This window comes from Amycolatopsis sp. AA4, assembly GCF_002796545.1.
Taxonomy (GTDB): domain Bacteria; phylum Actinomycetota; class Actinomycetes; order Mycobacteriales; family Pseudonocardiaceae; genus Amycolatopsis.
On sequence record NZ_CP024894.1, the window covers coordinates 4,898,958 to 4,913,002 of the forward strand.

A 14,045-nucleotide genomic window follows, 5' to 3' on the forward strand; every position below is an offset into this window, starting at 1 on the left:
CGGTGGCCACGATCAGCGACGTCGCCGCCAGGGCAGGCGTCTCGACCGCCACGGTGTCGCGGACCCTGAACGGCAAGTCCACAGTGGACCCCGAGCTGGCCGCGCGGGTGCTCGAGGCCGCCGAGGAACTCGGCTACCACCCGAACGGACTGGCGAGAAACCTGCGCCGCCAGGAGACCGCGGTGCTCGCGCTGATCATCTCCGACGTCGAGAACCCGTTCTTCACCTCGATCGCGCGCGGGGTCGAGGACCTCGCGCAGGTGTCGGGGTACTCGGTGGTGCTCTGCAATTCCGACGAGAACGAGGACAAGGAACGCCGGTACCTCGACGTCGCGCTGCAGGAACGCGTCGCGGGCGTGCTGCTCTCCCCCACCGGCCCGGCCACGAACGTCACCCGGCTGCGCCGGCTCGGCATCCCGGTGGTCGCGGTCGACCGGCCGCTGCCGGGCACCGACGGCGACCAGGTGCTGGTCGACACCCGCCGCGCCGCCCGGCAGGCGGCCCGGCATCTCGTCGCGAGCGGCTACCGGCGGGTGGCCTGCCTGACCGGCCCGTCCGGCGTCCGCACCGCCGACGACCGGCTGTCCGGCTACTTCGACGCGGTCGGCGAAGAGAACGCGGTCTTCCGCCGGGCCGAATACCGTGCGGAAGGCGCCCGCCGCGCCGCCGGGGACCTGCTGGACCAGCCGGAGCCGCCGGACGCGCTGCTCATCGCCAACAGCACGATGGCGATCGGGGTGCTGGAGGCGCTCGCGGAGCGTCGCCTGCGCGCCGGACGCGACATCGGCATCGTCTCGTTCGACGACGCCCCGTGGACGACCTTGGTCGACCCGCCGCTGACCGTCGTGGCGCAGCCCGCCTACGAGATCGGCCGGGTCGCCGCGCAGTTGCTGCTGGCCCGCATCGCCGACAGCACCCGCGAACCGGTCACCACGACCTTGGACGCGCAGCTGATCGACCGGCAAAGCTCGCATCGCTGACCGGCCGCGCCGAGGACCCGCGAACCAGGAAAGCCCGGCGCACGGCGAAATCCAGCGACGAACTGCAGGGCGAGAAGCTCATCCGAGGGCACGCCCCCAGCTTCCGTCGCGGACCACGGTGCTCGACCGCCGCCGACGGCCGCGACACAGCCCGCGTGCCACATCGGCCGGGTCGTCGCGCAATTTCCGCTGGCGCGAGTGCCGACAGCACCCGCGAACCATCCTGGGCGCGCAGTTGCCCCACCGGCAAAGCCCGCCTCGCCGACCAAGCGCGGCGAAATCCGGCGAGCACGCCCGAGGCGAAACCGGAATCCGAGGGAAACGACGTGCCTGGCGGCCGGGCGGAGATCCGCCGAGCCGCCAGGCACGCCCCACCCCCTGTCCCCCCAGCGTCCGCCGCGGACGGCGGAGCACGGGCCGCACCCGAGGGCGGGAAACCGATTACTCGTTCGCAACGTAAATCGGCGGTCCGGGAGTGTCAAGCACTCGAAAGCCTGGACAAGCCACCCGGTGCGGGGCAGACTGGCCCGTACTCGCCTACACCCCGTGTTGACTTCTGTGCGATGCGTGTCGATCTTTGGTGAATTCACCCACAAAAAGGCGAGAAACCGCACGAACCCGCACACACGCGCTAGGCTGAGCGTATGTCGATAGCGCTCGAGAACGTTCTCGCCAGAGCCGGCCTCAAGGCCGACGCGAACGAGTTTCTCACGCTCGTGGAGGACGCGGCCCGCAGGCTGTCGCCGCCCAACCCCGACCCCTCGCACTATTTCTCCCCCGACCAGCGGGCCGCGCTCGCCGAGGCGGGGCTCGACCTGAGCCCGCGCGACGAGGGCGAACCGGACTTCCGCGCGCGCACCGTCGCCGCGCACGCCGTGCTCGCCGATTCCGCGCTGTCGGTCGGCCAGGCCGCCGAGATGCTGAACGTCGACGACAGCCGGATCCGGCACCGCCTCAAGGAGGGCAGGCTCACCGGCTGGAAGGACCAGGGCTGGCGGCTGCCCGCGTGGCAGTTCAACGGCGCGGGCGTGCTGCCCGGCCTGGAGACTGTGCTGCGCGCCGTCCCCGAGGACCAGCCCGCGCTGGTCGTCGCCGCGTTCATGAACACCCCGCAGTCCGACCTGGTGATCAGCGACCGGCCGGCCACGCCGCGGCAGTGGCTGCTCGCCGGCGGCGACCCCGAGCAGGTGGCCCGGCTCGTGGCCACGCTCGGCTCGCCGTTCTGACCCGCTGACTTCCCGCCCGCGCACCGCCGCGCCTTCGCGCGGCGCGGGCCCGCCCCCTGCCCCGACACAGGACGGACAACCTCCCCCGCATGGCCCGGCTCCCCTCGCCTCCGGCGCGGTCTGCTCTGGTCAAGGGGCTGGACCGCAGCCACGACGTGGTTTCGGTGCAGCCCGAGACCCGGCTGGTCCGCATCTTCACCGCGCACGGCAACCATCCGCAGCAGTGGAACACCTTCCGCTACACCGGCCCGCTCCCGCACGGCCGGTTCGACCAGCAGACGCCCGGCCGCGGCGGCGGTCCGGTCACCGACCCGGGCAACGGCGTGCTGTATTTCGGCCTGACCGTGCGCACGAGCGTCGCCGAGGTGTTCCAGACGACCTCGACGGTGGACCGCACGACGCGCGGCCCTCGCCTGGTCGTGGTGCGCCCGACGCGGGTGCTGCGGCTGCTCGACCTCACCGGGCTGTGGCCGACCCGGGTCGGCGCTTCGCAGGAGATCTCCAGCGGCCCGAAAAAGATCACCCAGGCGTGGGCGCGGGCGATCCGCGGCGCGATGCCGGACCTCGACGGGCTTTGGTACCGCTCGTCGATGGACGCGGGCAAGCCCTCGGTGTGCCTGTGGGACCCGCCCGCGGGCGCGGCGTTGCCGATCGCCCCGGACGTCCTGCTTCCGCTGGACCATCCGGGGCTCGACGTGCCGCTCGGCCGGGTGTGCGAGGAGCTGAACTACACGCTGCTCAGCTGAGGTGCCTGCCCCACCAGGCCAGCACCGCCTCGAACCGCTGCACCCGGTGCCGCGGCCTGCCCGAGCGCGTCAGCTCGTGCCCCTCGCCCGGGAACAGCAGGAACTCCGTCTCCGCCCCGGCCTGGCGCAGCGCCACGAACTGCCGCTGCGCCTGCTCCAGCGGGCACCGCCAGTCCTGCTCGGAATGCACGACGGCGAACGGGATCCGCACGTCCGCGGCGTAGGTCAGCGGGCTGCGGCGGCGCTGTTCGTCGGAGTCCGCACCGACGTAGCCCTCGGTGAAGTAGTAGCCGATGTCGGAGCTGCCCGCGAAGGAATCCCACGCGTTCACCGCGCGCTCACTCCACGCCGCGCGGAACCGGTCCGGATGCTTCGCGGCGACCCAGCTCGTCATGAACCCGCCGTAGGAACCGCCCATGATGCCGGTCCGCGACGCGTCGAGGTCCGGCCGCTCCAGCGCCTTGTCGAGCAGCGCGAGCACGTCGTCGACGTCGACGGTGCCCATGTTGTGCACGACCGAAGTACCGTGCGACTGCCCGTATCCGGCCGAACCGCGCGGATTGCCGAGCACGACCGCGAACCCGGCCGACGCGTACACCTGCGCCTCGTCGAACACCGTCCACTCCTGCTGGGTGAACGGTCCGCCGTGGACCACGCGCAGCACCGGGTGCGGTCCTTCGCCCTCGGGCAGGACGAGCCAGCCGTGCACCGGGTAGCCGTCCGGCGCGGTCGTTTCGAGTTCCACGACCTCGCAAAGACCCTTGTCCCGCAACGGCTTCGAGTAATCGGTGAGCACTCGCGGACCGTCCGCGCCCAGCACCGCCAGCTCGCCCGCAGTGTCCAAACCGGCCACGACCGCGACGACAGTGTCGCCGTCCGCCGCGAATCCGTGGACCGCCGAGGGTCCGGCGTGCAGCACGCGCAAGTCGTCGAGCTTCGCGCCGTCGGCGTCCGTCGGGATCGCGCGCAGTTCCACCGCGCCCCGGTTGCGCACCGCGACCAGCACCTCGTCGCCGCGCGGAACCGCCGGTCCGGAGCCGATCTCGATGTCCACGGTCTCCACATCGGTCAGCCGCCGCGGTTTCCCGTTCGACACGACCGCGTACAGACCGGTGTTGGAAGCGACCACGACACCGTCCTCATGGGACGTGCCGAAGAAGTAGAGCGTGCCGTCCGCCGCGTACACCGGCTGATCGGCGTACCCGGGGCAGGCAGTCAGCACCTCGGGTTCGCCGCCGTCGACCGGGAACGCGACGAGGTCGTGCTCGCGCGTTTCCGTCCGGTCGAAGTCGTGCGGCACGACCACGACGACGCGCTCGCCGTCCGGCGTCCACACCGGCTGGCTGACGCTGTAATCGCGCGGCGTCACCGCTTCCGGCTCGCCCTCTTCGAAGGTGTCGAGCACGAACAGCCGCTTCGGCCGGTCGCGCAGGAAGCCGATGTTGTCGAGGCGGTAGTCGAGCCGGGTGATCAGCCGCGGCGCTTCGGCGGCGGGCTCCGGCGTGCGCTCGTCGGCGTCCTCGGTGCCGTAGCGGCCCGGCTCGGCTTCGCGCGCGGTGAACGCGAGCCAGCGCGAATCCGGGGCCCACACCGGCGCGTCCGCGCCGAGGTGCAGCGACGTGAGCTTCCGCGATTCGCCGCCGTCCACCGGCATCACGTGCACCTGCGGGCTGCCCTCGGCGCCCTTGCCGTCGCCGGCGCGCAGGAACGCGACCCACCGGCCGTCCGGGGAGATCGCCGGCGCCGAGTCGCGCGGACCTTGTGTCCACGGCGTTTCGCCGCCGGAGAGCGAGATCCGCCGGATCGCGCTGCGGTACTGGTCGGTTTCCAGGTCGGGACTGCTCACCGCGGCGAGCAGGAGGTCACCGCGCAGCGCGGGACGGCCGGGGACGGCGAGGACTTCGATGTCGGCAGGACGCATGCCGACGACCGTACCCGATCCTTAGCAAGGCAAACGACCTATTCGGCCGCGACCGCCCGCCGTTCGTCGCGCTTGGCCTTGGCCAGGCTCAGCACCGTGGTGACGGTCAGGACCACGACGATCACGCCGAGGGACATCCAGTTGCTGATGTCCAGCCAGTCCGGCGCGAGGTGGTACTCGTGCAGCGCGTGCACCACCAGCTTCGCGCCGATGAAGGCGAGGATCACCGCGAGGCCGTAGCTGAGGTAGACGAGCTTCGTGACCAGGCCGCCGAGCAGGAAGTACAGCTGCCGCAGGCCCATCAGCGCGAACGCGTTGGCGGTGAAGACGAGGAACGCCTCCTGGGTGATGCCGAAGATCGCCGGGATGGAGTCCACCGCGAACAGCAGGTCGGCCGAGCCGATCGCGACGATCACCAGCAGCATCGGGGTGATCTTCCGCTTGCCGTCTTCCTTCACCAGGTACTTGTGGCCGCGGTAGTCGTCGGTGACCGGGAAGAGCTTGCGCACCCAGCGGGTGAGCGCGTTCTCGTGGTACTCCTCCTCGCCGCCGCCGTGGCCGCGCAACATGCTGATCGCGGTCCAGACGAGCACCGCGCCGAAGAGGAAGAAGACCCACACGAACTGGTTGATCAGCGCCGCGCCGACCGCGATAAACACGCTCCGCATGCCCAGCGCGAGCAGGATGCCGACGAGCAGCACGCGGTGCTGGTGGATCGCGGGCACCTTGAACGAGGCCATGATGACCATGAAGATGAAGAGGTTGTCGACGCTCAGCGAGTACTCGGTGATGTACCCGGTGAAGAACTGGACCCCGGGGTCGTGCCCGGCGAAGTACCAGATCCCGGCTCCGAACAGGACGGCGCAGCCGATGTAGAAAATCACCCAGCGCGCGGCCTCGCCGGTGGTCACCTCGTGCGGCTTGTGGTCGACGATCACCAGGTCGATCGCGATCAGCGCGAGCAGCCCGCCGACTGTCGCGAACCACAGCCACAGGGGGACAGTCATCTCAGAAACCTCCGGATAGTGCGCAGCAGCAACTAACCGGAGGTCTCTCCCGCCGGTGCGAGACCGGCCGACGGTGCCGGGGACCTCGGCGAATGGCTCACCGGGTCACCGTGCTGACGACACCGCCGCGAAGGAATACTCCCCTCACAGCGCGTTCAGTCTGCCGGTTACGGGCTGCGAACGCCAGCCGGGGTTGCCCACATCACCGTATTGATGGCGTCGGCTTCGCCGCCGCGCGCGGGATCGCCTTCAAGCCGACGTTTGGGCCGAGCGACGGGAGGGCCTTCGGCCTGTCCCGCCGCTCGGCCCAAACGCCGGCGCGATCCCGCGGCGGTGGTCCGGTGCCGCCAAAATCCCGCGCTATGAAATCTGTGTGAGGTCGAACCACCGTTCTCAGCAGAATCGTCATAACGTCGCTTCGTGCCCCGAATCCCGCTTCCCCGCACCCGCGGCTCCCGGCTCGCTGCCGTCGCCGCCGTGGTGCTGGTCGCCGCCGCGGCGGTGACCGTCTGGGCGACCCGCGACCGCGGTCCCGCACCGGTCCGGACCCAGGACGCCTTCGTCTCGATGCCCGCCGCGCCCGGTTCGCCCGACCAGGTCCGGATCGACACCACGACCTACTACCCCGAACACACGCCCGCGCCCGCCGTGCTGCTCGCGCACGGCTTCGGCGGCGACAAGTCCAGTGTGGACCCGCAGGCGCGCGAACTGGCGCAGCGCGGGTTCGTCGTGCTCGCCTGGTCCGCGCGCGGATTCGGGCACAGCACCGGCAAAATCGGCCTGAACGACCCGGACGGCGAGGTCGCCGACGCGCGCCGGCTCGTCGACCGGCTGGCGGCGAGCCCCGACGTGGCGGCCGGAGCCGACGGCCAGCGCGAGATCGGGGTGACCGGAGCGTCCTACGGCGGTTCGCTGTCGCTGCTGCTCGCCGGGACCGATCGCCGGGTGCGCGCGCTCGCGCCGGTGATCACCTACAACGACCTCGGCCAGGCTCTCGTGCCGAACGCCGCGGCGGCGACCGCTCCGTCGGCGAAGACTCCAGCCGCCGGCGCGTTCTCGCCGGACGGCGTCTTCAAGAAGAGCTGGGCGGGCATTTTCTTCTCCGCTGGTTCGGGTGCGGCCGCGGCGAGCACGCCGTCGGCCGAAGCGCCGGAAGCGGGACAACCGACCACCGACACCGGCGGCACCGCGGGGAACAGCGGCGGCACCGCGCCGCAAGCCGCCGCGCCCCCGGCCGGGGCACGGGCGGAGCGGCCGTCCGCGGATCCGTGCGGCCGGTTCACCGCGGCGGTGTGCAAGGCCTACGCGGAACTCGCGACCACCGGCAAGGCCAGCCCGGAGACGGTCGCGCTGCTGCACCGGGTTTCCCCCTCGTCGGTCACCGGCAAGATCACCGCACCGACGCTGCTCGTGCAGGGCGAGAGCGACACGCTGTTCGGGCTCGACCAATCCGACGCCACCGCGCGGCAGATCACCGCGGCGGGCGGCTCGGTGCGCACGATCTGGTACACCGGCGGGCACGACGGCGGCGTCCCCGGACCTCAGCTGCGCGCGAAGATCGGCGACTTCCTGTGGTCGTCGCTCACCGGACAGGGCGACCCCGGCCACGGATTCAGCTACGACGTCCAAGGCACGTTGCGCGCCAACGGAACCCCGTCGGTGCGCACGGTCAACGCCGCCGCGTACCCCGGTCTCGACGGCGCCGGAACCGAGCGGAAGCAGCTGGCGCTCACCGGCCCGGCGCAGCCGATCGTCCGGCCCGCGGGCGCGAATCCGGCCGCGGTGAGCGGGATTCCGGGGCTCAACGGGCTCGCGGCGGGCACCTCCCGGCTGGCTCCGCTGTTCAGCAGCGATCCGCCGGGGCAGGCCGCGCAGTTCGGCACCGCGCCGTTCGACAGCCAGGTGCTGCTGGCCGGTTCGAGCACCGTGCACCTGCGGGTCGCGACCGACCCGGCGCATCCGCAACCGGAAGCGGTGCTGTTCGCGAAGCTGTACGACGTCGGCCAGGACGGCACCCGCGTGCTGCCCGCGAACGCGGTCGCGCCGTTCCGGGTCACCGGGCTGCCCGCGGACGGCACGCCGGTCGACGTCACGGTGACGCTGCCGGGGGTCGTGCGGCCGATCGATTCCGGGCATTCGCTGCGGCTCGTCGTCGGCACGACAGACCAGGCGTATTCGGTGCCGACGCAGCCGGGAGTGTTCCGGGTCGCGCTCGCACCGGGCGCGGCGCTCGCCGTTCCGGTGGTGCCCGGCGCTTCGGTCGGCGCTCCCCTGCCGGTCGGGCAGCTGATCGGCATCGGCGCGACGCTGCTGGTCGCGCTCGCGGCCGTCGTGGTCGCGGCGATCCGGCGGCGCCGGGCGCACGACGTCGACCCGGAACTCGCGGACACCCCGCTGGTGATCAAGGGGCTGCGCAAGCAGTACGCGGGCGGGTTCACCGCGGTGGCGGACCTGTCGTTCCGCGTCGAACCGGGCCAGGTGCTGGGCCTGCTCGGGCCCAACGGCGCGGGCAAGACGACCACGCTGCGGATGCTGATGGGCCTGATCACGCCCACCGCGGGCGAGATCCGCGTGTTCGGCCACCGGATCGCTCCGGGCGCGCCGGTGCTGTCGCGGATCGGGTCGTTCGTCGAGGGCTCCGGATTCCTTCCGCATCTGTCCGGCAAGGCGAACCTGGAGCTGTACTGGGCGGCGACCGGGCGGCCGGTCGAGAAGGCGCACTTCACCGAGGCGCTGGAGATCGCCGGGCTCGGCGACGCGGTGCACCGGCGGGTGAAGACCTACAGCCAGGGCATGCGGCAGCGGCTCGCGATCGCGCAGGCGATGCTCGGGCTGCCGGAGCTGATGGTGCTCGACGAACCGACCAACGGGCTCGACCCGCCGCAGATCCACCAGATGCGGGAGGTCTTGCAGCGCTACGCCGCCACCGGGCGCACCGTCGTCGTCTCGAGCCATCTGCTGGCCGAGGTCGAGCAGACGTGTTCGCACGTGGTGGTCATGCACCGCGGGAGGCTCGTGGCCTCGGGCGAGGTCGGCGAACTGGCGGCCTCGAGCGGCGAGGCCACGTTCCGGGTCGGCGACCCGGCGGCGGCCGCGGCGACGCTGAAGAGCATCGCCGGGGTGTCGGACATCGAAACCGAGGGCGACCTGGTGCACGCGAACCTCGACGGCCTGCCCCGCGCCGAGGCGGTCGCGGCCCTCGTGCGCGCCGGGGTCGCGGTCGAACAGGCCGGGCCGCGCCGCCGTCTCGAAGACGCGTTCCTGCAGCTGGTGGGAGAGGATTCATGAACGAGGACAACGGTTACGGCGGGGCGCGCACCGACCCGGCCGTTTCTCGGGAACTGAGCGACCGCCGCGTCGAAAACCCGTTCCTGCCGCCCGTGGGAGAAAACTCGTGAACGAAACCAACGGCTCCGGCGGAGTCCACACCGACCCCGCCGCACTGCAGGAACTCAGCGACCTCGCCACCGCGGAACCCGCCGAGGTCGGGCCGGACGGCGCGGTCGCGGGCTACCGGGCCGACCGGACGCTGCGGCTGAGCGTCGAGCTGAAACGGCAGCTGCGCCGCCGGCGGACCCAGCTGGTGCTGGCGTTCGTCGCGGTGCTGCCGTTCATCCTCGTGGTCGCGTTCCAGATCGGGCAGTCGAATCCGAACCGCCGCTCCGGCGGGTTCGTGGACCTCGCGACGGCGAGCGCGCCGAACTTCGTGGTGCTCGCGTTCTTCGTGTCCGGCACGTTCCTGCTGCCGATGATCGTCGCGCTGTTCTTCGGCGACACGATCGCGAGCGAATCGTCGTGGTCGAGCCTGAAGTACCTGCTGGCGATCCCGGTCCCGCGGCACCGGCTGCTGCGGCAGAAAGCCGCGGTGTCCGGGCTGCTGTCGATCGCCGCGCTGGTGCTGCTGCCGGTGGTCTCGCTGCTGGTCGGCGTCCTCTGGTACGGGGCGGGCGACGCGATCAGCCCCACCGGCGACGCGGTCAGCTTCGGCGACAGCCTGCTCGCGCTGCTGATGTCCACTGTGTACATCGTCGTGCAGCTGGCCTGGGTCGCCGGGCTCGCGCTGCTGCTGAGCGTCTCGACGGAGGCGCCGCTGGGCGCGGTCGGCGGGACGGTGCTGGTGGCGATCCTGTCGCAGATCCTCGACCAGATCACCGCTTTGGAGGGATTGCGGAACTACCTGCCGACGCACTACTCGTTCGCCTGGATCGACCTGATCTCCACCGACATCGACTGGACGAACCTGGCCAGCGGGGTGTTGTCGTCGGTCATCTACACGACGGTCTTCCTGCTGCTGGCGGGCCGCCGGTTCGCACGCAAGGACGTCACCAGCTGAGGCGGATGTCCGGTACGGTTCGGCGCGTGACGATCCACCTGGAACTCGACGCCGGCGTCGCACTCGTGACCCTCGACCACGGGCGCGGCAACACCCTCGACACCGCCACCTGCAAAGAGCTGGTGATCAGACTCGAAGAAGCCGACGCGGCCGGAGCGCGCGCGGTCGTGCTCACCGGGTCCGGCGACATCTTCTCCGCCGGAGTGGACCTGGTCGCGCTCGACGAGGGCGGCGCGCGCTACGTCAGCGATTTCCTGCCCGCGCTGTCGGACGCCTTCCTGGCCGTCTTCGGCTTCCCGCGCCCGGTGGTGGCGGCGGTGAACGGCCACGCCATCGCGGGCGGCATGGTCCTGGCGGCGGCGTGCGACCACCGCATCGCCGCGGACGGCCCCGGCCGCATCGGCGTGACGGAACTGCTGGTGGGCGTGCCGTTCCCGTTGTCGGCGCTGGAAATCATGCGCTGCACCTACGGAACGACCCCGCTGCCGTCCCTGATCTACAGCGGCGCGACGGTCACCATGGCCGACGCGGTCCACCGCAATCTGGTCGACGAGGTCGTGCCCGCGGAGGACGTCCTCGTCCGGGCCCGGGAGCTGGCCGCCCGGCTCGGCGAGTTGCCCGCGAAGGCGTTCGCGCACACGAAGCAGCAGCTCCGGCAGCCCTACCACCAGCGGATCGCGGAGAACCGCGTGTCCGACGACGCGCAGGTAGAGCGGTTGTGGCGATCGGAGCCGGCGCTCGCGGCGGTGAAGGCGTACGTGGAGAAGGTCCTGAAGCGCTGACCCTTTCGGTTGGTCCTTTCCCGGGAAATCGCGGGATTAGAGACTTTCTTGCCTCAGCTCTGCCCTCGCACCCATTGCTTCGGGCGCATGTTTCTGTGAAAGTCGAGGTGAGGGTCCGGGAACCGGGGGTGCCTCAGTTCGGAGCGCACCCCCGGCCGGGAGTCTGTTCAGCCCGCTTCGCCAGCCCGGTCAGTCCTCCCCCAGCTTGACCAGCTCGAGGTCGGTTTGCGGGAAGTCGTCGCCGATGCAGAGCAGCGGTTCTCCGGCGACCATCGCGGCCGCGTAGGTGAGGCAGTCGCCGAAGTTCAGCGCGGCGGAATGCCTGCCTTTGCCGTACCGCAGGAACGCGGTCTGCGCGGTCCGCCAGTGCGCTTCGCCGAAGGTGAGGACGTCGAACCGCCGCCGTTGCAGGAACGAAGCCAGCAGCGCGGCGCCTCGCTCGCCTTCCTTGTTCGCCAGCACGATCGAGGTCTCCACCAGGGTCGGCGCGCCGATCCGGCATTCCTCCGCGCCGCCGATCGCCCGGGCGATCGGCACTGCCAGCGGCTCTTCCATGAGCACCGCCACGATCGCGGAACTGTCGATGATCACACGCCACCCGGCCCGTATCCGAGAATTTCCTCGCGCTCGGCTTTGCTGATCGCCTTGCCCCGGTTCTCCGGGGAGACCTGCGGCCAGACCTCTTCCCGAAGGAACCGCACGAACTCGTCCGCGTTGTGCTCCGCACGCCGTTGCGCGACCAGCCGGTCCCGCATGATCCGCAACGAATCGCGGACCGCACCGGTTTTGGTAGTGCCGGTCAGCTCGGCCACTTCCGCGGCCAGGCGCTCCGTTTCCGGATCCTTGATGTTCATCGCCATAGTGTAATGGTACCGCACAGTGGTGTAACTACTTGATTCCAGCCGCGTCCATCCCCCGCAGTTCCTTCTTCAGGTCGGCGACCTCGTCGCGCAGGCGGGCGGCCAGTTCGAACTGCAGGTCGCGGGCGGCCTGCATCATCTGGTCGGTCATCTGCTGGATCAGGTCGGCGAGTTCGGCGCGCGGCATCGCCGACACGTTCTTGTCGGTGAGCATGCCCGAGCTGCGGACGCGGTCGCCCTGTTCCGGCTTCTTGCCGCGCGAGGAGTTGCGGCCCGAGCCGCCGACCGCGACCGTCTCGTCCGAGTCTTCCGCTTCGGTGTAGACGCGGTCGAGGATGTCCGCGATCTTCTTGCGCAGCGGCTGCGGGTCGAGGCCGCGCTCCTCGTTGTAGGCGACCTGCTTGGCGCGGCGGCGGTCGGTCTCGTCGATCGCGTACTTCATCGAATCGGTGATCTTGTCCGCGTACATGTGGACCTCGCCGGACACGTTCCGCGCCGCGCGGCCGATGGTCTGGATCAGCGACGTGCCGCTGCGCAGGAAGCCTTCCTTGTCCGCGTCGAGGATCGCGACCAGCGACACCTCGGGCAGGTCGAGACCCTCGCGCAGCAGGTTGATGCCGACCAGGACGTCGTAGTCGCCCGCGCGCAGCTGGCGCAGCAGCTCGACCCGGCGCAGCGTGTCGACCTCCGAGTGCAGGTACCGGACCCGGATGCCCAGCTCCAGCAGGTAGTCGGTGAGGTCCTCGGCCATCTTCTTCGTCAGCGTGGTGACCAGGACGCGCTCGTCCTTGTCCGCGCGCTCGCGGATCTCGTGCACCAGGTCGTCGATCTGCCCCTCGGTGGGTTTCACGACCACCTTCGGGTCGACCAGGCCGGTGGGCCGGATGACCTGCTCGACGAACTCGCCGCCGGTCTGCCCCATCTCGTACGGGCCCGGCGTCGCCGACAGGTACACCGTCTGGCCGATCCGGTCGGAGAACTCCTCCCAGGTCAGCGGCCGGTTGTCGACCGCGCTCGGCAGCCGGAACCCGTAGTCGACGAGGTTGCGCTTGCGGCTCATGTCGCCCTCGTACATGCCGCCGATCTGCGGCACCGTCTGGTGCGATTCGTCGATGACCAGCAGGAAGTCTTCGGGGAAGTAGTCGATCAGCGTGGCGGGCGCGGAGCCGGGGCCGCGGCCGTCGATGTGCCGCGAGTAGTTCTCGATGCCGGAGCAGAAGCCGACCTGGCGCATCATCTCGATGTCGTACGCGGTCCGCATCCGCAGCCGCTGGGCCTCCAGCAGCTTGCCCTGCTTCTCCAGCTCGGCCAGCCGCTCCTCCAGCTCGGCCTCGATGCCGCGGATCGCCTTCTCCATCCGCTCCGGCCCGGCGACGTAGTGCGTGGCCGGGAAGATCCGGACCTCGTCGACCTCGCGCACGATGTCGCCGGTGAGCGGGTGCAGGTAGTACAGCTTGTCGATCTCGTCGCCGAAGAACTCGACGCGGATCGCCAGCTCCTCGTACGCCGGGATGATCTCCACGGTGTCGCCGCGGACCCGGAACGTGCCGCGCGCGAAGGCGATGTCGTTGCGCGAGTACTGCACGTCGACCAGCGCGCGCAGCAGCACGTCGCGCTCCACCGTGGCCCCGACCTCCAGCTTCGTGGACCGGTCGAGATACGACTGCGGCGTGCCCAGGCCGTAGATGCAGGACACGGACGCGACCACGATGACGTCGCGGCGCGAGAGCAGGTTCATCGTTGCGGAGTGGCGCAGCCGCTCGACGTCGTCGTTGATCGACGAGTCCTTCTCGATGTACGTGTCCGTCTGCGCGATGTACGCCTCGGGCTGGTAATAGTCGTAGTAGCTGACGAAGTATTCGACCGCGTTGTGCGGGAACAGCTCGCGCAGCTCGTTGGCCAGCTGCGCGGCCAGCGTCTTGTTCGGGGCCATCACCAGCGTGGGGCGCTGGACGCGCTCGATCAGCCACGCGGTGGTGGCCGATTTGCCGGTGCCGGTGGCGCCGAGCAGCACGACGTCCTTCTCGCCCGCCCTGATCCGGCGTTCGAGCTCGTCGATGGCCGCCGGCTGGTCGCCGGCGGGCTGGTACTCGCTGACGACCTCGAACCGACCGCCGGCGCGCGGCACCTCGGAGACGGGGCGGAAGTCGGACTGGGCGAGGACGGGGTGTTCGGTTGCGAAAGCCACGG

General features: G+C 70.8%; 11 protein-coding genes. 6 read left to right on the forward strand and 5 right to left on the reverse strand.

What is annotated here, in order from left to right; translation table 11 throughout:
* Positions 1–2: 2 nt before the first annotated feature.
* The 3 genes from CU254_RS22720 (at position 3) to CU254_RS22730 (ending at position 2,952) form a co-directional block, all read left to right on the forward strand.
* Positions 3–980, forward strand: coding sequence for a LacI family DNA-binding transcriptional regulator (locus tag CU254_RS22720; RefSeq protein ID WP_009079699.1), 978 nt, complete (start codon positions 3–5; stop codon positions 978–980).
* Positions 981–1,624: 644 nt separating this feature from the next.
* On the forward strand, positions 1,625–2,206 hold the full coding sequence (locus CU254_RS22725; protein WP_009079700.1) for a hypothetical protein: 582 nt from the start codon (positions 1,625–1,627) through the stop codon (positions 2,204–2,206).
* Positions 2,207–2,295: 89 nt separating this feature from the next.
* Positions 2,296–2,952 (forward strand): RES family NAD+ phosphorylase, encoded by a 657-nt coding sequence (locus CU254_RS22730; protein ID WP_100266846.1) that lies wholly within the window; start codon positions 2,296–2,298, stop codon positions 2,950–2,952.
* Here CU254_RS22730 and CU254_RS22735 read toward each other — a convergent pair.
* Positions 2,945–4,873 carry a S9 family peptidase gene (locus CU254_RS22735; RefSeq protein WP_100266847.1) on the reverse strand — a complete coding sequence of 643 codons (1,929 nt, stop codon included), beginning with the start codon at positions 4,871–4,873 and terminating at the stop codon, positions 2,945–2,947. The genes CU254_RS22730 and CU254_RS22735 overlap by 8 nt on opposite strands.
* A gap of 38 nt (positions 4,874–4,911) precedes the next feature.
* Complete coding sequence (locus tag CU254_RS22740; protein WP_009079706.1) at positions 4,912–5,880, reverse strand: TerC family protein; 969 nt, start codon at positions 5,878–5,880, stop codon at positions 4,912–4,914.
* Positions 5,881–6,300: 420 nt separating this feature from the next.
* Here CU254_RS22740 and CU254_RS22745 point away from each other — a divergent pair, with 420 nt between their 5' ends.
* From CU254_RS22745 to CU254_RS22755, 3 genes are all read left to right on the forward strand, one after another.
* Entirely contained in the window at positions 6,301–9,168 is a 2,868-nt protein-coding gene (locus tag CU254_RS22745; protein ID WP_009079707.1) for an alpha/beta fold hydrolase, read from the forward strand.
* A gap of 106 nt (positions 9,169–9,274) precedes the next feature.
* On the forward strand, positions 9,275–10,213 hold the full coding sequence (locus tag CU254_RS22750; RefSeq protein WP_009079708.1) for an ABC transporter permease: 939 nt from the start codon (positions 9,275–9,277) through the stop codon (positions 10,211–10,213).
* Positions 10,214–10,239: 26 nt separating this feature from the next.
* Positions 10,240–10,995, forward strand: a complete 756-nt coding sequence (locus tag CU254_RS22755) for an enoyl-CoA hydratase/isomerase family protein (protein WP_037714519.1) — start codon at positions 10,240–10,242, stop codon at positions 10,993–10,995.
* Positions 10,996–11,184: 189 nt separating this feature from the next.
* On the opposite strand, the gene CU254_RS22760 is transcribed toward CU254_RS22755, so the two are convergent.
* The 3 genes from CU254_RS22760 to uvrB are packed head-to-tail and all read right to left on the reverse strand — an operon-like array spanning position 11,185 to position 14,043.
* Entirely contained in the window at positions 11,185–11,586 is a 402-nt protein-coding gene (locus CU254_RS22760) for a type II toxin-antitoxin system VapC family toxin (protein WP_009079712.1), read from the reverse strand.
* On the reverse strand, positions 11,583–11,849 hold the full coding sequence (locus tag CU254_RS22765; RefSeq protein WP_199785959.1) for a type II toxin-antitoxin system VapB family antitoxin: 267 nt from the start codon (positions 11,847–11,849) through the stop codon (positions 11,583–11,585). Before CU254_RS22765 ends, CU254_RS22760 begins: the two co-directional genes overlap by 4 nt.
* A 34-nt stretch (positions 11,850–11,883) precedes the next feature.
* Positions 11,884–14,043: an excinuclease ABC subunit UvrB gene (uvrB, locus tag CU254_RS22770; protein WP_037714522.1), complete on the reverse strand. Its 2,160-nt coding sequence runs from the start codon at positions 14,041–14,043 to the stop codon at positions 11,884–11,886.
* Positions 14,044–14,045 lie beyond the last annotated feature (2 nt).